Source organism: Microbacterium sp. K35, from assembly GCF_004794375.1.
GTDB classification, from domain to species: domain Bacteria; phylum Actinomycetota; class Actinomycetes; order Actinomycetales; family Microbacteriaceae; genus Microbacterium; species Microbacterium sufflavum.
The window spans coordinates 1-20,326 of record NZ_SSDM01000345.1 but is presented as its reverse complement, the minus strand read 5'-3'; the positions used below and the strand labels follow the sequence as shown (position 1 = coordinate 20,326).

Sequence of the window (20,326 nt, the reverse complement as noted above, 5' to 3'; positions counted from 1 at the left end):
GCGCTCGGGATCGCCGAGCAGGGGCACGACGAGCCGCCGGCCCGTCGACCGGATCGTGACCATCGCGCTGCTCGCCTACGGCCTCGTGAACGTCGTGGTGACCGGACTGTCCTACCTCGATATCGGCCGCGTCATGAACGAGACCATGTCGATCCTCGGGATCGAGGGGGAGTTCACCAACTACGCCATGGGTCGTCCCTGGGGGACGATCGCGGCGATCGTGCTGGTCCTGGGCTGGTGCATCACGGCGGCGCTGTCGATCCGGCGCCTCCGCCGTGGTCGCCTGACGTGGTGGCTGCCGGTCGTCGGCGCGATCGTGACGGTGATCGTGGTGTCGCTGTGCCTCGCCGTGCCGATGATGAACGACCCGGCCTTCCTTGCCTACCTGGAGCAGACGGCCGGCACCGTCCGCTGATCTCCCGTGAACGAGAAGGGGCCCGGCACAGTGCCGGGCCCCTTCGTTCGTGATCCTGCGATCAGCTCTTCGACTGACCGTGCGAACCGAGCTGACGCGTCGACTCGACCACGCGAGCGGCCATCGCCGACTCGGCGATCTTGCCCCAGGCGCGGGGGTCGTACTGCTTCTTGTTGCCGACCTCGCCGTCGACCTTCAGCACGCCGTCGTAGTTCTTGAACATGTAGTCCGCGATCGCGCGGGTGTAGGCGTACTGGGTGTCGGTGTCGATGTTCATCTTGACGACGCCGTTGGCGACCGCGAGCGCGATCTCCTCGTCGGTCGAGCCGGATCCGCCGTGGAAGACGAGGTCGAGCGGCTTGGGTCCGGTGTTGTACTTCGCGGCGACCTCGGCCTGGATCTCGCCCAGCAGCTCGGGGCGCAGCTTCACGCCGCCGGGCTTGTACACGCCGTGCACGTTGCCGAACGTGAGCGCGGCGATGTAGCGGCCCTGCTCGCCGAGGCCCAGCGCCTGCACGGCCTGGTCGACATCGCCGAACGTCGTGTAGAGCGCCTCGTTCGAGCCCTCGTGCGCGACGCCGTCCTCCTCGCCGCCGACGACGCCGATCTCGACCTCGAGGATCGCGTTGATCGCCTTCATCCGGGGAAGGAGCTCCTTGGCGATCTCGATGTTCTCCGCCAGCGGCACGGCCGAGCCGTCCCACATGTGCGACTGGAAGATCGGGTTGCGGCCGGCCTTGACCTCTTCCTCGGAGGCGGCGATCAGCGGCTCGACGAAGCCGGCGAGGGCGTCCTTCGGGCAGTGGTCGGTGTGCAGCGCGACGGTGACCGGGTAGTTCTTGGCGACCTCGGTGGCGTAGCGCGCGAAGGCGAGGGCGCCGGTCGCGCGGGCCTTCACCGTGTGACCGGCGAAGTAGTCGGCGCCGCCCGTGGTGACCTGGATGATGCCGTCGGAGCCGGCCTCGGTGAGTCCCTGCAGGACGGCGTTGATGGTCTGCGAGCTGGACACGTTGAACGCGGGGTATGCGAAGCCGCCGGCCTTCGCGCGGTCGAGCATTTCGGCGTACTGATCCGGGGTGGCGACGGGCATGAGAACTCCTGCGGTAGGTGAAGCCGGGACAGGTGCCACTCTATCGGGGCGCCTGTCCGGCTCGTGCAGGCGAGCGGAGCGTTCGGCGGCGCACGATCTGCCGTGCTGTTAAGAAGTGCGATTCCTTCGCGAGATACCGGCGGAAAGGAGGGCTGTTCGCGCGCCTACGTAGCTAGGCTGGCCGCATGGTGAGTCTGACTGCCGACCTGAGCCCGCTCCGTCCCGACCGCAACCTGGCGATGGAGCTCGTCCGCGCGACGGAGGCGGCAGCGATCCGCGCCGTGCCCTTCATCGGTCGCGGCGCGAAGGAGGCGGCCGACGGTGCCGCGGTCGACGCGATGCGCGCGTTCCTCGGCACGGTCGACTTCCAGGGCCGCGTGGTGATCGGCGAGGGGGAGAAGGACAACGCCCCGATGCTGTTCAACGGCGAGGTCGTCGGTACCGGGCAGGGCCCGCTGTGCGACATCGCGGTCGACCCCATCGACGGCACGTCCCTCACGGCCGCCGGACGACAGAACGCCCTCTCCGTGATCGCGGTGTCCGACCGCGACACGATGCTCGACGCGTCCAGCGTCTTCTACATGGACAAGCTCGTGACGGGACCGGCGGGCGTGGGCGTGGTCGACATCCGGCTCCCGATCGGCGAGAACATCCGCCGGCTCGCGGGCGCGCTCGACAAGCCGGTCGACGAGATCGTGGTGTCGGTGCTGAACCGTCCACGGCACGAGCAGCTGATCCAGGACATCCGCGATGCGGGCGCCGGCACCCGGCTGATGAGCGACGGCGATGTGGCCGGCGGGATCAACGCGGCCCGCCACGATGCGCGCACCGACATGTGCGTGGGCGTGGGCGGGAGCCCCGAGGGCATCGTCACCGCGTGCGCCATCAAGGCCCTCGGCGGTCACATCCAGGGGCGGCTGTGGCCGCGGGACGACGACGAGCGCCAGCGCGGGATCGACGCGGGACTCGACATGGACAGGGTGTACGAGGCGGACGACCTCGTGCGCGGCAACAACACGATCTTCGTGGCGACGGGCGTCACCGACGGACAGCTCGTGGCGGGGGTGCGCCGGGAGCGCGGCTACGTCTACACGGAGAGCGTCGTGCTGCGCGGGGCCTCGGGAACACTGCGCCGCATCGCCTCGGAGCACCTCGTGTCGAAGTGGCTGTGACATTTCCTTCCGCGGCTGATCGACTGCTCTGAGCTCGAAGGCTGCCCGTGTCGGGCGACGCCATCGTTATCGAGCCGGTACCGGCGCGCGCGAACCGTGGCACCGGTCGCGCGAGGCGTCGTGTCACAATTGTCACTGGGTTTGTCGCCGTCGACGGAGCCGCCAGGCACCGCAGGCACAGGAGGGCGAACGCATGACAACGCAGCACACGAGTGGCTCGACCAGCGCCGCACCGACCAAGATCATCACCACCAACACGGGACGCATCCTCCGGGTGAGCGCCGATGCCGAGGCCGCCGTGACCACACCGGCCGCCCCCGCGAAACCGCAGGTTGACCCGGCTCGTCGGGCCGACGTGCTGTTCCGCGTTCGACGTGACGAGGGCCACGAGATCAGCGCCTGGTGGATGATCGGCGCCTTCCTCGCCACAAGCGGCCTCGTCATCCTGCTGCTCAGCGGCGTGCCCGGCGTCGCCTGACGCGTCCTCGTCCTGGCCGTTCCGGCTCATTCGTGGCGGGACGTCTGCGCCTCATCCAGGCGTCGTCGCACCTCGCCGACGTCGGCCCTGAGGCCGTCCAGGAGGTCCGGGGTCTCGCCCGGCGCCGCCGCGGGCTCCGCTGCTCCGGAGGCCGTGCGTGACACGCCGCTGTCCACCGGCACGGCCGTGGATGCGGGTTCGACCGCCGCCGCGGCTTCGGAGGTCGGCGCGGCATCGACGGTCGGCCCGGCCCCACCGGTGCCGATCAGCTCCGCCGCGGTGAAGCGACGACCGTCCGCTGTGACGACGGGCGGAGCGCTGAGCGCGGACGCGTCCACTCCGGGGAACTGCCGCGCCGTCACGAGCACACGCGACTCGAGTGACCCCGCGAACCGGTTGTAGCTGTCGACCGTGCGCTCGAGCGCCCGGCGCAGATCGTCGGCATGACCGGCGAGCGTGCCGAGGCGCTCGTACAGCTGCGTGCCCAGGGTCAGCAGACGACGTGCTTCGGTCGACACCTCCTGCTGCGTCCACGTGTAGGCGACGGTCTTCAGCACGGCCCACAGGTTGACGGGGGAGGCGAGGGCCACACGGCGGCTGAAGGCGTAGTCGAGCAGCGTCGGGTCTTCGTCGATGGCCGTCGCGAGCAGCGACTCGCTCGGCAGGAAGCAGATCACGAACTCGGGACTCGCGTCGAGGCCCGACCAGTACGCCTTCTTCGCCAGGGCGTCGACGTGTGCGCGCACGGCCTTCACGTGCTTCTGGAGGTGTGCGCGACGCTGCGCCTCGTGCGCGTCGCCAACGGGCAGCGCCGAGGCCTCGAGGTAGGCGTCGAGCGGAACCTTCGCGTCGACCGCGATCGACGTGCCGCCGGCGAGCCGCACGACCATGTCGGGGCGCCCCTGCCCGCGGTCCGAGGAGATCGTGGTCTGCAGATCGAAGTCGACGTGGCGCGAGAGCCCGGCGGCCTCCACCACCCGGCGCAGCTGTGCTTCGCCCCACACCCCGCGCGTCGCGGTCGACTTCAGCGCTCCGGCGAGCGACTCCGTGGTCGCGCGCAGGGCCTCGTCGGACTCCTGCGCACGCCGCAGCTGTTCCGCGAGGGTGCCGAACTGCTCGTGCCGCTCGTGCTCGATGGCCGCGACCTTGGACTGCATCTGCTGCAGACTCTCGCGCACCGGGGCGAGCGCCTGCAGCACGGCGTTCTGCTGCTGCACACGCAGGGCCTCGGCGCGCTGCTCCGCGCGGCCGTGCTCGACCGCGTCGCGATACAGGTCGTACTGCCGGTCGCGGTCGTCACGGGCGGCCGCGAGCTCGGCCTCGGCACGGGCGAGCTCGGCGGCGCCCCGACTCGCGCGCAGGAACCAGCCCAGGGCGACGCCCGCGGCCACGGCCACGAGGAGCAGAACGATCGTCAGCGCATCCATGGGCCCATCGTGCCCCCGGGGTCGGACATTCGCCGGGAGGCACCGCTGAGCGGTCTCAGGCGACCGCGCGCTCCAGGGTGGGGAGGGCGGGCTCGGTCACCCGCAGGCTCAGGGCGTCGGCGAGGGCGAAGACGTCGGCGGCCGCGGCGCGCCGAGCGGCATCGACCACGATGTGCGCGCATGCGCGGGCGTCGGCGAGGGCATCGTGATGGGAGAACTCGTCGTACCCAGCGGCGGCCGCGGCGAGCGGGAGCCGGTACGAGTCGAGCTGGTAGGTCTTGCGGGCCACCTGCAGGCTGCACAGCGAGCGGTAGGGCGGGCAGATCTGACCCGTGGCCTCCGCCGCACGGCGCAGCACGTTGAGGTCGAATCCGGCGTTGTGCGCCACGAGCACGTCGGCACCGGCGAAGGCGCACAGACGGTCGAACTGATCCGCCCAGGAGGGGGCCGTCGCGACGTGCTCCGGCCGGATGCCGTGGATGCGGACGTTCCACTCCATGAACTCGTCGTGACCGGGCGGCGGCTGGATGAGCCAGCCCGCGGTGGCGACGACCTCGCCGCCGCGCACGCGGACGAGTCCGACGGCGCAGGCGGAGGCCGGGCTGGAGTTCGCGGTCTCGAAGTCGATCGCAGTGAAGTCCAGTGGCACGTCTTCACTCTCTCCCGGGCCTCCGACGTCGGGTCGCAGACTCGCCGTAGGCTGGCCACATGAGCGACGAGCAGGCGACCTCCTTCGGCGGCCAGGCGGGCAGCTACGAGGTCGGTCGCCCCGAATACCCGTTCGAGGCGGTCGCGTGGATGCTCGACCGCGCGCCGGCAGGAGCCCGCCGTATCGCCGACGTCGGCGCGGGCACCGGCAAGCTCACCCGTGCCCTCGTCGCGGGGGAGGGCGCGGAGGTCGTCGCGGTGGATCCGGATCCCGCGATGCTCGCCGCCCTGCGCGACGCGGTGCCCGGAGTGCCCACTTTCGTCGGCACGGCCGAGCGCCTCCCGCTGCCCGATGCGAGCGTCGACGCGGTGGTGCTGGGCCAGGCATGGCACTGGGTCGATCCGGTCGCGGCCTCCGCGGAGATCGGCCGCGTCGTGCGCCCCGGCGGGGTGCTCGGGCTGGTCTGGAACCTGCGCGACGAGCGTGTGGACTGGGTGCGTCGCCTGACCGACATCATGCACGGCAGCAACGCCGAGATCATGCTCGCCGCGGGCGACCCCGTGGTGGCCGCGCCGTTCGGCGGGCTGGAGCAGGAGCGCTGGGAGTGGGTGCGTCCGGTGACGCGCGAGGTGATGCACCGCATGGCGTCGTCGCGCAGCTACGTCATCACGGCCGACGACGCGGAGAAGGCGCGTATCCGGCGCGACATGGACGCCCTGTTCGACGAGCTGGGGCTGCACGACGACGCCACGATCGAGCTGCCGTACGTGACGAGGGCGTTCCGCGCCGTGCGCGACTGAGCCCCGCGCGGCAGCATCATGGCCCCCAGGTAGACTCGTACCCCGTGGCTCTCACTATCGGTATCGTCGGCCTGCCCAACGTCGGCAAGTCCACCCTCTTCAACGCTCTCACCAAGAACGACGTGCTCGCGGCGAACTACCCGTTCGCGACGATCGAGCCGAACGTCGGCGTGGTGAACCTGCCCGACCCGCGGCTCGAGAAGCTCGCCGAGATCTTCGGCAGCGAGCGCATCCTCCCCGCCGCCGTGTCGTTCGTCGACATCGCGGGCATCGTGCGCGGAGCCAGCGAGGGAGAGGGGCTCGGCAACCAGTTCCTCGCGAACATCCGCGAGGCGGACGCGATCGCCCAGGTCGTGCGCGGCTTCTCCGACGACGACGTGGTGCACGTCGACGGTGCGGTGAACCCGGCGTCCGACATGGAGACCATCAACGCCGAGCTCATGCTCGCCGATCTGCAGACCGTCGAGAAGGCGATCACCCGGTACGAGAAGGAGGTGCGCGGGAAGAAGATCGACCCGTCGGTCCTCGAAGCGGCGCAGGCGGCGAAGGACGCGCTGGAGCGCGGCGTGCTGCTGTCCACGAGCGGCCTCGACCTCGCGCCGATCCGCGAGCTCGGCCTGCTGACCGTCAAGCCGGTCATCTTCGTGTTCAACGTCGACGAAGCCGTGCTCACCGACGACGCGCGCAAGGCGGAGCTCGCGGCCCTGGTCGCGCCCGCGCAGGCGATCTTCCTCGACGCCAAGATCGAGTCGGAACTGAAGGACCTGGACCCGGAGGACGCGGCCGAGCTGCTCGCCTCGACGGGCCAGGAGGAGTCCGGCCTCGACCAGCTCGCACGCATCGGCTTCGACACCCTCGGGCTGCAGACGTACCTCACCGCCGGACCGAAGGAAGCGCGGGCGTGGACGATCGGCAAGGGATGGAAGGCCCCGCAGGCCGCCGGCGTGATCCACACCGACTTCGAGAAGGGCTTCATCAAGGCCGAGATCGTGTCGTTCGACGACCTCGTCGCCACCGGCTCCGTGCAGGAGGCCCGCGCGAAGGGCAAGGCCCGGCTGGAGGGCAAGGACTACGTCATGCAGGACGGCGACGTCGTGGAGTTCCGTATCGGAAACACATCTGGCGGGTCGAAGTAAGCCGCTAGACGACGTCATTCAAGGGCAGGCGACGATGCGGTCGTCGGTTCAAGAGTGCGCCAACGGGGTGTTTACATCCTCCGAATCCATGGCGGTACGAATGACCCCCGCGCCCAGTCCGACGAGCGATCCAAGTGCTCCGCCGACAACCGCAAACGCGGCGCTCCATGCAACGCCCGACGTTCGAGGATCAACGAACTGGGGATTCTCCGAATAGGTCACCATCGCTCCTGGCAACCAGGCAAGCACGACCAGGACGCCCACTAGCGCACCGCACGCGAACCCAACCGCGACAAAGACCAGCATCCGGCGTCCGACGGAGAATATCTTGCGGGTTGAGGGAGCCATCAGTCAAAGATATGGCGTATGAGCGCAGTCTGGAAGCGGAACGACCTGCGCAGGACGGCGACGTCGTGGAATTCCGCTTCAACAACTGATGCGAGAAGTGGTCGTCGGTGTTCCTGGGAACGCTTAGAGTTCGATCATGGGAAAGCTGGAGTACAACAGCTCGCGGCCGCCGATCGAGGTCGACGACGACGTCCTGGTGCATCTGAAGATCGTGATCTCGACGAAGCTCCGCCGTCAGGAGAGCTTCATGATGACGTGGCCCTCGGGGAAGAAGCATCCCGGGCGCCTCTCGGCGTGGATGCACCCGAGCATCCCGCTGGTCCTGGAGTTCGACGAGGAGCCGCCGCCGAAGATCGACCCGGCGCGGCTCGAGCGCATGATGGAGCGCCTGAACGCCCGGGGCGAGCTCGTGCTCGACGAGCTCAGCGACGAAAGCTCGGCCTGACACGAGGTCGCGCGCGCGGGCTCACCCCTCCTCGCGCGCTTCGCCGGGCTCTCGCCAGCGCGGCTGCGACGGCTCGGGGGTGAGCGGGGACTCCGGTGGCGGCGTGGGCAGGGTCACGGGCTCGCCCGCGATGAGCTGCACCGCTCGGCCCGCGTGCCGCACCGTGACGGGGTCGCCCGCGCTCAGGCGGTAGGTCGTGTCGTCGGGCGTGATGTCGACATGCAGGATGCACCCGTGCAGGCGCACCCCGAACCCGAGCCGCGTGATGTTGCGGGGGAGCCGGGGGTGGAACGAGAGGCCGGCGTCGCTGTCGCGCATGCCCCCGTAGCCCGCGGTGATACCGGTCCAGATGCCCGCGAGCGCCGCGATGTGCAACCCCTCGGCGGTGTTGCCGTGGAGGTCGTCGAGGTCGAGCGCGGCGAGCTCCGCGAGGTACGCCGCGGCGAGGTCGAGGTGCCAGAGCTCCGCCGCGATCACCGCCTGCGCCATGGCCGAGAGTGAGGAGTCGCGCACCGTGAGGGCCTCGTAGTACGCGAACGCCCTGGCCTTCTCCTCCCGCGTGAACTCGTCGTGCTCCGTGTACAGCGCGAGCACCAGGTCGGCCTGCTTCGCGACCTGCTTGCGGTACAGGTCGAAGTACGGGAAGTGACTGTGCAGCGGGTACTGCTCGGGTCGCGTGGCGTCGAAGTCCCACACGGCATGCCGCGTCGACCCCGCGAACTGCTCGTGCACGCGGCGCCGCTCGTCGAACGGCACCGTCATCGCGTCAGCGGCGTCGTTCCAGCGCGAGACCTCGGCGTCGTCGACCCCGAGCCGCTCCGCGACCTCGATGTGGCGTCGGGCCGCGGCCACCGCACCGCGCAGGTTCCGTCGCGCCGCCAGGTTCGTGTAGGTGTTGTCGTCGACGATCGCGGAGTACTCGTCAGGGCCGGTGACCCCGTCGAGATGGAAGCCGCCGTCGTCGTCCCAGCGGCCGAGCGACAGCCACAGCCGCGCGGTCTCGATCAGGATCTCCGCGCCGGCGTCGCGCTCGAAGTCGCGGTCTCCCGTCGCCCTGACGTACTGCATCACGGCGCCGGCCACCGCCGCGTTGATGTGGAACGCCGCCGTGCTGGCCGGCCAGTAGCCGGAGCTCTCGCGTCCGTCGATCGTGCGCCAGGCGAAGGTCGCCCCGTCCAGGTGCAGAGTGCGCGCGCGTTCGCGGGCGTGATCGAGCGTCGCGTACCGCCAGCGCAGCGCCTGCAGGGCCGCGTCGGGCGCGGTCGAGGTGAGCACGGGGAGCACGAACGCCTCGAAGTCCCAGAACGTGTGCCCCTCGTACCCGGAGCCCGTGAGCCCCTTGCCCGGCACCGAGCGCACCTCGGCACGCGCCGCCGCCTGGAACACCTGGAAGAGCGCGTACCGCACGGCCTGCTGCAGACGGGGGTCGCCCTCGACCCGCACGTCGCCGCACTCCCAGTACGCGTCGAGCGCCTCGCGCTGTCCCGTCGCGACCGACTCCCACCCGAGGCGCACGGCCTCCTCGACGGCCTCGTCCGCGCGGTCGCGAAGCGTCTGGGGCGTCAGCGAGTCCGACCACTCGTGGCCCACGAACTTCACGACCTCGAGCTCCTCGCCCGCCGCCAGCGCCACGTGGACGCGGGTGCGCGCCAGGTCGCCGTCGGCCTCCACGGTGACCGTGGGCGCGGTGGTGGCGGTCGAGGAAACCGTGTGATCGGCGCTCACCGCCACGTGGATGCCGCTGCGCCTGGTGCGGTGCAGCAGCGTGGTGCGCGACCCCAGCACCGCGGAGTCCACGGTCTGAAGCGGACGGGAGAGCAGCTCCTGCACACGGGGATCGGCGTGCGGCGAGGGCAGCGGCTCGTTCGCCAGCACCTCCGACAGGACCGTGACCGCCACGGGCTCCAGCGCCGTCACGCGATACCGGACAGCGGCGAGCGAGCGGTGCCGCAGCGACACGAGCCGGGTGGACGCGACCTGCACGCGCCGACCCGCCGCCGACTCCCACTCCAGCTCGCGGTGCAGCGTCCCGTCCCGCAGATCGAGGCGCCGCTCATGCCGGTGCACCGTGCCGTGCTCCACGTCGAAAGGCTCATCGTCCACGAGCAGACGGATGAGCTGACCGTTGGGCACGTTGATGACGCTCTGCCCGGTCTCGGGATAGCCGTAGCCGTCTTCGGCATGCGGCATCGGATGATCCTCGAAGACCCCGTTGAGGTAGCTGCCGGCGACACCGCGCGGGTCGCCCTCGTCGAGATTGCCGCGCCAGCCGATGTGCCCGTTGGAGAGTCCGAACACCGACTCCTCCTGCGCCAGATGCTCGACATCCACCCCGGCGATGCTCACCGACCACGGCTCGACGCGGAACGCCGCCGTCATGCCCGTGCCGTCCGCAGGTCTCGCGGACGGCGGGGCCGTTCGGGGAGGTGCGGGGCGGGGCCGACGTGGAGCATGGCGTTCCCTTCTGCCGAAGACCGGGAACTGCGACGCTAGCGCGGGGTCCTCACGGGGACGAGGGAGTTGCGCCGAGCCCGGCGCGTCGGGTAGACGACGGCCCCCCGCGCTCGCGCCTCGGGCGACGGCGAGCGGATAGCCGGTGCTCGCCCCGCCGTCAACCCCTGGTCCCCGCCCCGTGGTGCAGACCAGGGTGGTCGCATGGCGGAGGATTCTCAGGAGAACACCGACCCGATCGCTGGCTTCCTGCGCGCGAACCTCGATGAGATCGTCGACCGGCTCTCCGCCTGGGTCGCGATCCCCTCGGTGTCGGCGGACCCTGACAGGCGGCAGGACATGGAGCGCTCCGCCCGATGGATCGCGGGGGAGCTGCGCGACGCGGGACTGCGCACGACCCTCCTTCCGGTCGGCGAGTCCGTGACGGTGTACGGCGAGAGCGCGCCCGTCCCTGGGGCTCCCACCGTGCTGGTCTACAGCCACCACGACGTGCGCCACGCGAAGCCGGAGGAGTGGAGCGAGACGGCCCCCTTCACCCCCGTGCGCCGCGACGGCCGCCTGTACGGCCGCGGGGCGTCGGACGCGAAGGGACAGGTGCTCGCGCACGTCTGGGCGCTGCGCGCGGCAGCCGCGGTCGACGGCACGCCCCCGCGCGTGAACCTCAAGCTGCTGATCGACGGGGAGGAGGAGATCGGATCGCCGAACCTCCGCCGTCTGCTCGACGAGGAGCCGGAGCGCTTCGCCTGCGATCTCGTCGTCTTCTCCGACACGATCCAGTGGCGGGTGGATGCCCCCGCCCCGGTGACCTCGATGCGCGGCACCCTGACGGCGACGCTCACGATCAGGGGACCGGAGCGCGACGTGCACAGCGGTGTCGCGTCCGGGGTCACGCTCAACCCGGCGCTCGTGCTGTCCCGCGTGCTCGGCGGACTGCATCACCCGGACGGGCGCATCGCGATCCCCGGCTTCCATGACCGCGTCGCCGAGACCTCCGCCGAGCGCAGGGCGGAGTTCGCCGCCCTGCCGTTCGACGAGCAGGACTGGATCACGCGCACCGAGACCCGGGCGATCGTCGGCGAGGACGGGTTCACGCCGCTGGAGCGTCTGTGGACGCGTCCGGCGATCGAGGTCATCTCGCTGCTCGCCGGCGATCCGGACGGCATCGAGCGATCGGTCATCCCGCGCGAGGCCACGGCATCGCTCAGCGTGCGGACCGTGCCCGACCAGCGCATCCCGGACATCGCGGACCTGCTCCGCTCCCACGTGGCCGCCGTGATGCCCGACGGGGCGACCTACACGCTCGAGGTCGACGAGGACATCGCCCAGGAGCCGTACGTCTCGCCCCCTGGCGAGGTGACTGACGCGCTCGAACGGGCCCTCGGCCGCGGATTCGGCATCCCGGTGCAGGGCCGCATGGGCAACGCCGGGGGAGGCCCGGCCGACTGGCTGTCGCGACACCTCGACGCTCCCGTGCACTTCCTCGGCACGGGTCTTCCCGAGGACCACTGGCACGCGAGCGACGAGAGCCTCGACCTGCGGATGTTCGTGGCCGGTGCCGCGACGCTCGCTCACCTGTGGCGTGAACTGGGGCGCCCACGATGACTCCGCCGGGGGTCGCGAGGAGGAGGCGCGGCCCCCGGCGGGCTACGCTGGACGCAGGCGGTCTCGGCCGCGGCGCGGGTCGCAGGAGCCCGGCGTGGACGACCGCCTGCGTCCCTGACACCGACGGCACGAGGAGACCGACGCCGATGACCGACACCCAGATCTTCGAGCCAGACGGCCGCGCCATCCCCTTCGTGGACGAGGGCGACGGACCCGTCAAGCTGGTGCTCATCCAGGAGCGCGACCTGGCCGCCGACGTGCTCGGCGTCGTGGGGCACTACCTCGCCGAGGAGGCCGGATTCCACGTGCTGCGCATCGGCCACCGCGCGGACGGCGTCGACGCCTCGCTCGACGACCGCGTGGCGGACGCGCTCGCCGTGATCGACCACGTGGGCCTCGAAGACACCTGGATCGGCGGACACGGCTTCGGAGGCACGGTCGCCCGCTCCTTCGCCGTCGCGCACCCCGACCGGGTGAACGGGCTGGCGCTGCTGGGGGTGGAGGACGTGGAGGTTCCGCTGGCTCCGGTGATCCCGGTGCTGCTGATCCAGGGGACCGACGACACGGACACCCCGGAGGCGAACGCCGAGCGCCTGCAGGCCGCCGCTCCCGAGCGTGCGAGCATCAAGCGGATCGACGGCGGAGGCCACCTCTTCCCCATGACGCACCCGATCGAGACCGCCGTGGTGCTGGAGGAGTACCTCGACTGGGACTGAACGCACGGATGCCGCGACCGAGTCGGCCGCGGCATCCGGAGTCCGTGGGTCAGGCGACCTGCGGGAGCACCGCGAAGGAGACGGAGCCCTCGTCGTCGACTCCCGCGTCGAGGATCTTGTCGTCGAGAGCGGCCGCGGCCGCATCGTCGAGGAACAGGCGCGTTCCCTGGATCTCCACCACCTGATCCGCCGGTTCCGGGTCGGCCGTCACGGCGACGGCGAGGTGCGCCGCCCCTGCGTCATCCTGAGCCGGGGCGGAGTGGATCCGCAGACCCGCGTCCGGCGCGTCGTTCTGTCGACTCACGAGGGTCGAGACGATGGCGGTGGCGTTGTCGGTGAGGGTGAGCACGAAGCTCTCCTTTCCGGTCGGGTCGTGCCGCGGTCGCGACACGTGCTTCCACGATCCCCGTCACCGCCGCGAGCCTCCACCCCCTTGCGTCATCCGAGCCTCGCGTTTACTCTCGCAGCCGCTTGCGCAGGAACACCTGCGCGGTGCCGTCCCCGTCGGGCACGCGCTCGTGCTCGACGTAGCCGCACGACTCGTACAGCCGGATGTTCGCCTCGCTGAGGCTCCCCGTGAACAGCTCGGCGACCGGTGCCCGCGACGCCTGCTCCGCGGCTTCCAGCAACCGGCGGCCGATGCCCTCGCCCTGCATGTCGGGCGCGATGGCGATGCGCCCGATGAGCAGCAGGTCGTCCTTCTCGACGTACCGGATCGCGCCGACCAGCCGTCCGTCGATGCGAGCCGTGAAACCGGACTCGGACCGCAGCTCGGCCTCCAGCTCCGCGAGCGTCTGGGTCAGCGGCGGCATGTCCACGCTGCCGTAGATCGCCGCTTCCGACACGAAGGCCGCGCGCTGGACGGTCAGCACCTCGCCCGCGTCGGCGTCGCTGATAGGCGAGATCACGATCTCGGGGCCCTCGTTCTGTTCGGTGCTGGTCACGGTTCCGCCTCTCTCTGCGTCCGGGGGACTCCGCCACGTTCGACCGTGAGCCCGGCGAGTGTCAACCCCCTCGATCCGGCCAGGCGCGGGCGGCTACGGTCGCGGCAGGAGGTCACACCATGGCAGACACCAAGACGAAGAAGACCGGCGGCGCGAAGAGCCGCGCGAGCACGCGGGCCAAGACCACCCGGCAGCAGAACGCGGAGAAGGGGTTCACCGCTTCGCCCACGCTCGCCGCGAACCTGCAGGCGGTGCTCGTCGACCTGATCGAGCTCTCGCTGCAGGGCAAGCAGGCGCACTGGAACGTCGTGGGGAGGAACTTCCGCGACACGCACCGCCAGCTCGACGAGATCATCGAGGATGCGCGCACGTTCAGCGACACCATCGCGGAGCGGATGCGCGCGCTGCACGCGGTGCCGGACGGTCGCAGCGCCACCATCGCGAAGACCACCACGCTGCCCGAGTTCCCCACCGGCGAGGTCTCGACCACCGAGACGACCGACCTCGTGACCGAGCGGCTCGAGGCGACGGTGGCCACGCTGCGCGGGGTGCACGATGACGTGGACGAGGAGGACCCCACCTCGGCCGATCTGCTGCACGCCGTGATCGAGCGCCTGGAGCAGTTCGCCTGGATGGTGAGCGCCGAGAACCGCAGCCCCGCCGGCCGCTGAGGACCGGAGTGGAGAGCCATCGCCGTCGCCGTCGCGCACCCGCGCGCGGCGGCGGCGATCAGGTGTCGGCGCGAGCCCTCGCACGCGCGCGCCGCAGGAATCCCGGCAGCGCCATCCACAGTCCCGTGACCAGCACGAGCGCCGCGATCAGCGCGACGAGTCCGGCGGTGCGGTTCACGGTGAAGTCGACGATGAGCGTCGTGACACCGATCGTGAGCGCACCGATCACCACCAGGTCCACCTTCACGATGCGCGCCGCGATACGGACGAGCTCCGGCTTCTGCCGGGTGCCGAACAGCGCCCGGTGCATGCCGACCGGAGCGAGGGCGAGGATGGTCGCGATCGCGGCCAGGGCCACCAGCACCACGTACAGATCGCGCTGCAGCTCGTCCATGTCGGTGAAGCGCGGCTGGAACGCCACCGCGAGCAGGAACCCGGTGAGGATCTGCGTGCCAGTCTGCATCACCCGCAGCTCCTGCAGCAGCTCATCCCAGTTGCGGTCGGCGCGCTCGTTCGGGGTCTCGTCACGGCCGTCGTCGCGGTCATCCCGATCGTCCGGGCCACGGCGTGCATCTGCTGTCATAGCCTCAGTCTCGTGGCGCGGCTCCGGTCGTGTCCAGAAGGTTGCGCCCCGGCTCGCCGCCCCCTCTCGAAAGGACTCGAAATGACGCTTCCCCCGATCGACGAGTGGTGGCCGGAGCTGTCCGACGACGCGCGCCGTGCGGTCATCGGCAGCGGCTCCCGGCACCTGGACGAGGATGTGCGCGAGGAGATCCGGGAGATCACGGGCGCCGTGGTCGGCATGATCGAGACGCTGTCCGAGGACGACCTCGCGTACGCGCGGAAGCACGCGCCGGACGACGAGTGAGCGAGCGGGAGACCCGGGGCGGTCAGGCGCTCTCGGTCTCCTCGCGCAGCCGCGGCTCGGTCCGCCGCTCGGGACGGACGCCGTGCTTGTCGGCGTAGAACGCGCGGATGCGGTCCATGTCGGCGGAGACGTCGCCGGTCAGCTCCATCGTGGGGCCGAGCCCGGTCGTCATGGTCGCGCGGTCCACGAAGCCCAGGGTCACGGGCATGCCGGTCTCCCGTGCGATGCGGTAGAAGCCCGACTTCCAGTACGCGTTCCCGCCGCGGGTGCCGTCGGGCGTCACCACCAGGCCGAACACGGTCCCGGCGTGCACCTGCGCGACCACCTCGCCCACGACCCTCGCTGGGTCGGCGCGATCCACGGGGATGCCGCCGAGGCGTCGCATGATCGGGCCGCGCCAGCCGTGGAACAGGCTCTTCTTGCCCAGCCAGTGCACGTCGATGCCGAGCCGCCAGGCGATGGCGAGCATCAGGACGAAGTCCCAGTTGGAGGTGTGCGGGGCGCCGATCAGCACGGTGGGGCGGTCCGGCGCGCGGCCGCCGGCGAGCGTCCAGCGGCTGAACGCCCAGAACACGCGGGCGAGGAGTCGTCTGAGCATCCGTCCACGCTAGGGGAGCGGCCTATCGATCGGCTGGCGGTGCAGAGCCATCGGTCCGCCTCGCCGCGGTGCCACCGGTCAGGGCTTCGGTGACCGCGACGCTCAACCCCGGCATCGGATCCACCGGCACAGCGAGGGCCTGCAGCGCCCGGCTGAAGTAGTTGCGCGCCGCCGCGGCGAGGGTGATGTCGACGATCTGCCGGTCGGAGAACCCCGCGTCGCGCAGGCGCTGCGAGTCGGCGTCGGTCATGGCCTCCGGCTCGCGGGAGAGCCGCTCGGCGTACCGGATCACCGCCTGCTCCGCCGGGTCGAAGGCGCTGTCGTCGTCCTCGCCGAACGCGGCGAGCCCGGTCTCGTCGACCTGGCCGATGCGCACCGCGCGGCGTCCGTGCGCCAGGAGGCAGTGCGGCGACCCGATCGCGCGGGCGGCGCCGAGCGTGGCCGCCTCGTACACGCGGACGCCGATCGACGGCACCACCGCGTGGACGAGGGCCTCGAAGGCCGCGTAGGCCTCCGGGTTCACGGCCATCGCCTGGGTGTGGGCGAAGACGAAGCCGTCCTCGGCGATGTCGCTGTCGTACATGGCGGCGACGGGACCTTCGGCGGTGGCCGCCATCGGGGTGCGGATGATCATGTCGACTCCCTCGTCCGGGCCCGCCGGAGGGGCGTTGACCCGCATCACCCGGAAGGATACGCCCGACTGCGCACCGCGGGTAGGGCCGCGGAGCCGTCCCTCTCCGGCGGGCGTACCATCGAAGGATGACCGAGAAGACGCCGCGCAACGCCGAGCAGGAGACCGCGCCCGTGCTGCAGCCGCTCCCCGCCGCGCTCGAGGTGCTCGACGGGGATGCCGTCGGCTTCTGCAGCAACGGCGTCTGCCACCTCCCCGCGCCGTCGACGCGGTAGGCGACAGACGCCGTCACACCCGGGCGGTGTCAGTGGCCCCCGTGGCCGCCCTCACCGGCATCGTCGGCGGGCTTGCGCACGAACGGGCTGAGCGCCACCGCCGCGAGCGAGATGATCGCCGCGATGAGGAACGCCATGCGTGCACCGGGTGCCCCCGCGACCGCCCGCGACAGACCCTCGTCTTCTCCCGCGTGCAGGATCGCCGAGTACGTGACCGTGAGCAGCGCGACTCCGGCGGCACCACCCACCTGCTGCAGCGTGTTGAGGACAGCCGAGCCGTGCGAGTACAGCGACCGGTGCAGCGAGCCCAGCGACGAGGAGAACAGCGGGGTGAACGACATCGCGAGTCCGACCGACATGGCCGCCTGGACGATGATGAGCAGCCACCACACGGTGTGCTCGCCCACGGTGGAGTAGAAGAACAGTGCCGCCGAGACCAGGATCGTGCCGGGGATGAGCAGCGGGCGCGTGCCCTTCGCGTCGTACACGCGGCCCATCACCGGACCGAGCAGGCCCATCAGCACGGAACCCGGGAGCAGGATCAGCCCCGACTCCAGCGCCGTGAGACCCGCCACGTTCTGCAGGTACTGCGGGAGCAGCGTGAGCGTGCCGAACATCGACAGCGCCAGGATGGTCATGATGATCACCGCGAGCGAGAAGTTGCCGACGCGGAACACCCGGAGGTCGAGCAGCGCGTCGTCCACGCGCTGCAGCACCAGCTGACGCCACACGAACAGCGCGAGCGACACGGCGCCGACCGACAGCGCGATCACGCCCGCCGTGCCGCCGGAGCCGCCCTCGCCGCCGAACTGACTGAGTCCGAACACGATGCCGCCGAAGCCGAGCGCCGCGAGCGGGATCGACAGCACGTCGAGCGGAGCCTTGCGGGTCTCGCCCAGGTTCGTCATCCACTTCACGCCCATGCCGAGCGACACGAGGGCGATGGGCAGCACGATCGCGAACAGCGCCCGCCAGTTGAACGCATCGAGCACGGCGCCGGCGAGCGTCGGGCCGATGGCGGGGGCGAGCGAGATCACGAGGCCGACCCGGCCCATCATGCGGCCGCGCGACTGCGGCGGCACGACGTTCATGATCGTCGTCATCAGCAGCGGCATCATGATGCCGGTGCCCGCGGCCTGGATCACCCGGCCGACCAGCAGCACCGAGAAGCCGGGCGCGACCAGCGCGACCAGGGTGCCCAGCGAGAAGGCCGTCATCGCGGCGATGAAGACCTGACGGGTCGTGAAGCGCTGCAGGATGAAGCCGGTCGTCGGGATGACGACCGCCATGGTGAGCATGAAGGCGCTCGTGAGCCACTGCCCGAGCTCGGGCGGGATGCCCAGGTCGGTGTTGAGGTGCGGGATCGCGATCCCCATCGTGGTCTCGTTGAGGATGGCGACGAAGGCCGCGACGAGCAGGAGCCAGATCACGCGCATGTCGCGGCGGGGGATCTCACCGCTCTGTGCGGGAGGCGTCGAGATGGAGCCGGTATCGACGGCAGACATGGGCGGCCTCCAGGGCATCGAGGGGGAAGGAAGGCGCGAGAGTTCGCAGGAGTCACTCAGCGTAACGGGTGCCGCGGACATTTCATTCCGATCCCTGCGATATCCGCTCAGGGCGGAGATCCGCGGGCGGCGACGTCGGCGCCCGTGGGTACGCTTGCGCCATGAGCATGGGCGGTATGGGCGGCGGGCCACGGGCCGGGTTCCGCGGGGTCGACGAGGAGGCCCAGCGCCGCCAGAACGCCGAGGCTCCGCGCATCGAGGGCCTGGGCAGCCGCGTGGTCGCGCTGTTCAGCGCCTACCGGTGGCGCATCCTCGTGACGGGCGTGCTGGTGGTCGTGGGAGCGGGCATCGCGGTCATCCCGCCGTTGCTGGTGCAGCGCATCTTCGACGACGCACTCTTCCCGGTCGACGGCGGCGGCCCTCACCTGCAGCTGCTGGCCTGGCTCGTGGGCGCGATGGTCGCCCTGTTCCTGCTCTCGGCCGGACTCGGCGTCGTGCAGACGTGGCTCACCGCGACCGTCGGCAACAGCGTCACGGGCGACCTGCGGGTGCGCCTTTTCGAGCACCTGCAGGCGATGGAGCTCGGGTTCTTCACCCGTACCAAGACCGGGGTCATCCAGTCGCGCCTGCAGAACGACGTCGGCGGGGTGTCCGGCGTGCTCACCAACACCGTCACGAGCATCCTCGGCAATGCCGTCACCGTGATCGCCTCGCTCGTCGCGATGATCCTGATCGACTGGCGTCTCACCCTGATCGCGGTCGTGCTGATGCCGTTCCTCGTGCTCGTCCAGCGCCGCGTCGGCCAGGTGCGGGCGCGCATCGCGGGGGAGACGCAGGAGTCGCTGTCGGAGCTCACGTCGATCACGCAGGAGACGCTGAGCGTGTCGGGCATGCTGCTCTCCAAGGCGTTCAACCGGCAGCGCACCGAGTCGGAGCGCTACCAGGCGGAGAACCGCAACCAGGTGGTCCTCCAGGTGCGCCGCGCGATGAGCGGTCAGGGCTTCTTCGCGGTCGTGCAGGTGATCATGGCCAGCGTCCCCGCCGTCATCTATCTCGTGTCCGGGTTCTTCATCGCGGGCGGCACCGGTGCCATCACCGCCGGCACCATCGTGGCGTTCACGACCGTGCAGGCCCGGCTGCTCATGCCGCTGATGGGGCTCATGCGCGTCTCGCTCGACCTGCAGACGTCCTCCGCGCTGTTCGCGCGCATCTTCGAGTACCTCGACCTGGTGCCCGAGATCACCGACGCGCCCGACGCGATCACGGTCGACCGGGCGCCGGGGCCGCGCGGTCGCGTGGAGTTCGCCGACGTGGTGTTCCGCTACCCGGATGCCGCGCCCGACGCCCGACCCACGCTGCACGGCGTGTCGTTCGTGGCGGAGCCGGGGCAGCACGTGGCGTTCGTCGGGCCGTCCGGGGCGGGCAAGACCACGATCATCTACCTCGCACCGCGCCTGTACGAAGCCACGGAGGGCACCGTCCTGTTCGCCGGCGCCGACGTGCGCACGCTGCGGCAGGAGTCGATCATCGACGACGTGGGCATCGTGTCGCAGGAGACCTACCTCTTCCATGCGACCATCCGCGAGAACCTCCTGTACGCCAAGCCGGACGCGACCGAGCAGGAGCTGATCGCCGCCTGCACCGCGGCCAACATCCACCACATCATCAGCGGGTTCGAGAAGGGCTACGACACCGTGGTCGGCGAACGCGGCTACCGGTTGTCCGGCGGGGAGAAGCAGCGGATCGCGATCGCGCGCGTCCTGCTCAAGGACCCGCCGGTGCTGCTGCTCGACGAGGCGACCTCGGCGCTCGACACCGTGTCGGAACGCGTCGTGCAGGAGGCGCTGGACGAGGCGGCGAAGGGACGCACGACCCTCTCGATCGCGCACCGGCTGTCCACCGTCATGGGCGCCGACGTGATCCACGTGATCGATGCCGGCCGCATCGTCGAGTCCGGCACGCACGCCGAGCTGCTGGCGCAGGGCGGGCTCTACGCCGAGCTCGCGGCGCAGCAGGTGGCGGCCTCGCGCGTGCTCACCGTCGAGGCGGAGATCGAGGAAGACGACGCGGGGGAGCCCGCGACCGGGGGCGTGCGGGCGGCGCTC

General features: G+C 70.8%; 22 protein-coding genes. 12 read left to right on the top strand and 10 right to left on the bottom strand.

The window, feature by feature from the left end:
* The coding region (locus tag DW299_RS13965) for a DUF6264 family protein (RefSeq protein WP_136036946.1) at positions 1–415 on the top strand (415 nt) is incomplete at its 5' end.
* A gap of 61 nt (positions 416–476) precedes the next feature.
* Here the strand turns inward: DW299_RS13965 and fbaA are convergent.
* Positions 477–1,505: a class II fructose-bisphosphate aldolase gene (gene fbaA / locus DW299_RS13960; protein ID WP_136033484.1), complete on the bottom strand. Its 1,029-nt coding sequence runs from the start codon at positions 1,503–1,505 to the stop codon at positions 477–479.
* A gap of 185 nt (positions 1,506–1,690) precedes the next feature.
* On the opposite strand from fbaA, the gene glpX reads away from it, so the two are divergent.
* Together glpX and DW299_RS13950 are read left to right on the top strand one after the other, a co-directional pair.
* Positions 1,691–2,677 (top strand): class II fructose-bisphosphatase, encoded by a 987-nt coding sequence (gene glpX / locus DW299_RS13955; RefSeq protein WP_136033486.1) that lies wholly within the window; start codon positions 1,691–1,693, stop codon positions 2,675–2,677.
* A 193-nt stretch (positions 2,678–2,870) separates the two neighbouring features.
* Positions 2,871–3,155, top strand: coding sequence for a hypothetical protein (locus tag DW299_RS13950; protein WP_136033488.1), 285 nt, complete (start codon positions 2,871–2,873; stop codon positions 3,153–3,155).
* Between the two features lie 26 nt (positions 3,156–3,181).
* Here DW299_RS13950 and DW299_RS13945 read toward each other — a convergent pair whose 3' ends face one another.
* Positions 3,182–4,582, bottom strand: coding sequence for a DNA recombination protein RmuC (locus DW299_RS13945; RefSeq protein WP_136036945.1), 1,401 nt, complete (start codon positions 4,580–4,582; stop codon positions 3,182–3,184).
* 55 nt (positions 4,583–4,637) lie between these two features.
* The gene (locus DW299_RS13940; RefSeq protein ID WP_136036944.1) at positions 4,638–5,231 is read right to left on the bottom strand and encodes a 3'-5' exonuclease; all 594 of its coding nucleotides are present in this window, start codon (positions 5,229–5,231) and stop codon (positions 4,638–4,640) included.
* A 59-nt stretch (positions 5,232–5,290) separates the two neighbouring features.
* On the opposite strand from DW299_RS13940, the gene DW299_RS13935 reads away from it, so the two are divergent.
* The 3 genes from DW299_RS13935 to DW299_RS13925 all read left to right on the top strand — a co-directional run bounded on the left by DW299_RS13935 (position 5,291) and on the right by DW299_RS13925 (position 7,960).
* Positions 5,291–6,031: a class I SAM-dependent methyltransferase gene (locus tag DW299_RS13935; RefSeq protein WP_136036943.1), complete on the top strand. Its 741-nt coding sequence runs from the start codon at positions 5,291–5,293 to the stop codon at positions 6,029–6,031.
* A gap of 44 nt (positions 6,032–6,075) precedes the next feature.
* Positions 6,076–7,167: a redox-regulated ATPase YchF gene (gene ychF, locus DW299_RS13930; protein ID WP_136033496.1), complete on the top strand. Its 1,092-nt coding sequence runs from the start codon at positions 6,076–6,078 to the stop codon at positions 7,165–7,167.
* A 484-nt stretch (positions 7,168–7,651) separates the two neighbouring features.
* Positions 7,652–7,960 carry a DUF7882 family protein gene (locus tag DW299_RS13925; protein WP_136033498.1) on the top strand — a complete coding sequence of 103 codons (309 nt, stop codon included), beginning with the start codon at positions 7,652–7,654 and terminating at the stop codon, positions 7,958–7,960.
* A 21-nt stretch (positions 7,961–7,981) separates the two neighbouring features.
* Here the strand turns inward: DW299_RS13925 and DW299_RS13920 are convergent, their stop codons facing one another.
* The gene (locus DW299_RS13920; protein ID WP_136036942.1) at positions 7,982–10,339 is read right to left on the bottom strand and encodes a glycoside hydrolase family 65 protein; all 2,358 of its coding nucleotides are present in this window, start codon (positions 10,337–10,339) and stop codon (positions 7,982–7,984) included.
* A gap of 276 nt (positions 10,340–10,615) precedes the next feature.
* Here DW299_RS13920 and DW299_RS13915 point away from each other — a divergent pair, with 276 nt between their 5' ends.
* Together DW299_RS13915 and DW299_RS13910 are read left to right on the top strand one after the other, a co-directional pair.
* The gene (locus DW299_RS13915; protein ID WP_205814406.1) at positions 10,616–12,013 is read left to right on the top strand and encodes a M20/M25/M40 family metallo-hydrolase; all 1,398 of its coding nucleotides are present in this window, start codon (positions 10,616–10,618) and stop codon (positions 12,011–12,013) included.
* Between the two features lie 146 nt (positions 12,014–12,159).
* Positions 12,160–12,729: an alpha/beta fold hydrolase gene (locus DW299_RS13910; protein WP_136036941.1), complete on the top strand. Its 570-nt coding sequence runs from the start codon at positions 12,160–12,162 to the stop codon at positions 12,727–12,729.
* Between the two features lie 49 nt (positions 12,730–12,778).
* Here DW299_RS13910 and DW299_RS13905 read toward each other — a convergent pair whose 3' ends face one another.
* Positions 12,779–13,078, bottom strand: a complete 300-nt coding sequence (locus DW299_RS13905; protein WP_136033504.1) for a Fe-S cluster assembly protein HesB — start codon at positions 13,076–13,078, stop codon at positions 12,779–12,781.
* A 106-nt stretch (positions 13,079–13,184) separates the two neighbouring features.
* On the bottom strand, positions 13,185–13,673 hold the full coding sequence (locus tag DW299_RS13900) for a GNAT family N-acetyltransferase (protein WP_205814405.1): 489 nt from the start codon (positions 13,671–13,673) through the stop codon (positions 13,185–13,187).
* Positions 13,674–13,792: 119 nt separating this feature from the next.
* Here DW299_RS13900 and DW299_RS13895 point away from each other — a divergent pair, with 119 nt between their 5' ends.
* Positions 13,793–14,344 (top strand): Dps family protein, encoded by a 552-nt coding sequence (locus tag DW299_RS13895; protein WP_136036940.1) that lies wholly within the window; start codon positions 13,793–13,795, stop codon positions 14,342–14,344.
* A gap of 58 nt (positions 14,345–14,402) precedes the next feature.
* Here the strand turns inward: DW299_RS13895 and DW299_RS13890 are convergent, their stop codons facing one another.
* Positions 14,403–14,927 (bottom strand): DUF6328 family protein, encoded by a 525-nt coding sequence (locus DW299_RS13890; RefSeq protein ID WP_136033509.1) that lies wholly within the window; start codon positions 14,925–14,927, stop codon positions 14,403–14,405.
* An 81-nt stretch (positions 14,928–15,008) separates the two neighbouring features.
* Between DW299_RS13890 and DW299_RS13885 the strand changes: the two genes are divergently transcribed.
* Complete coding sequence (locus DW299_RS13885; protein ID WP_136033511.1) at positions 15,009–15,212, top strand: hypothetical protein; 204 nt, start codon at positions 15,009–15,011, stop codon at positions 15,210–15,212.
* 22 nt (positions 15,213–15,234) lie between these two features.
* On the opposite strand, the gene DW299_RS13880 is transcribed toward DW299_RS13885, so the two are convergent.
* On the bottom strand, positions 15,235–15,810 hold the full coding sequence (locus DW299_RS13880; protein WP_136036939.1) for a 1-acyl-sn-glycerol-3-phosphate acyltransferase: 576 nt from the start codon (positions 15,808–15,810) through the stop codon (positions 15,235–15,237).
* Positions 15,811–15,832: 22 nt separating this feature from the next.
* On the bottom strand, positions 15,833–16,444 hold the full coding sequence (locus DW299_RS13875) for a carboxymuconolactone decarboxylase family protein (RefSeq protein WP_136036938.1): 612 nt from the start codon (positions 16,442–16,444) through the stop codon (positions 15,833–15,835).
* A 125-nt stretch (positions 16,445–16,569) separates the two neighbouring features.
* Here DW299_RS13875 and DW299_RS19185 point away from each other — a divergent pair, with 125 nt between their 5' ends.
* Positions 16,570–16,716 carry a hypothetical protein gene (locus tag DW299_RS19185; protein WP_168387113.1) on the top strand — a complete coding sequence of 49 codons (147 nt, stop codon included), beginning with the start codon at positions 16,570–16,572 and terminating at the stop codon, positions 16,714–16,716.
* 29 nt (positions 16,717–16,745) lie between these two features.
* On the opposite strand, the gene DW299_RS13870 is transcribed toward DW299_RS19185, so the two are convergent.
* Positions 16,746–18,221, bottom strand: a complete 1,476-nt coding sequence (locus DW299_RS13870) for an MDR family MFS transporter (protein ID WP_136036937.1) — start codon at positions 18,219–18,221, stop codon at positions 16,746–16,748.
* A gap of 167 nt (positions 18,222–18,388) precedes the next feature.
* On the opposite strand from DW299_RS13870, the gene DW299_RS13865 reads away from it, so the two are divergent.
* Positions 18,389–20,326: ABC transporter ATP-binding protein (locus tag DW299_RS13865; RefSeq protein ID WP_240745416.1), on the top strand; the 1,938-nt coding region annotated here is incomplete at its 3' end.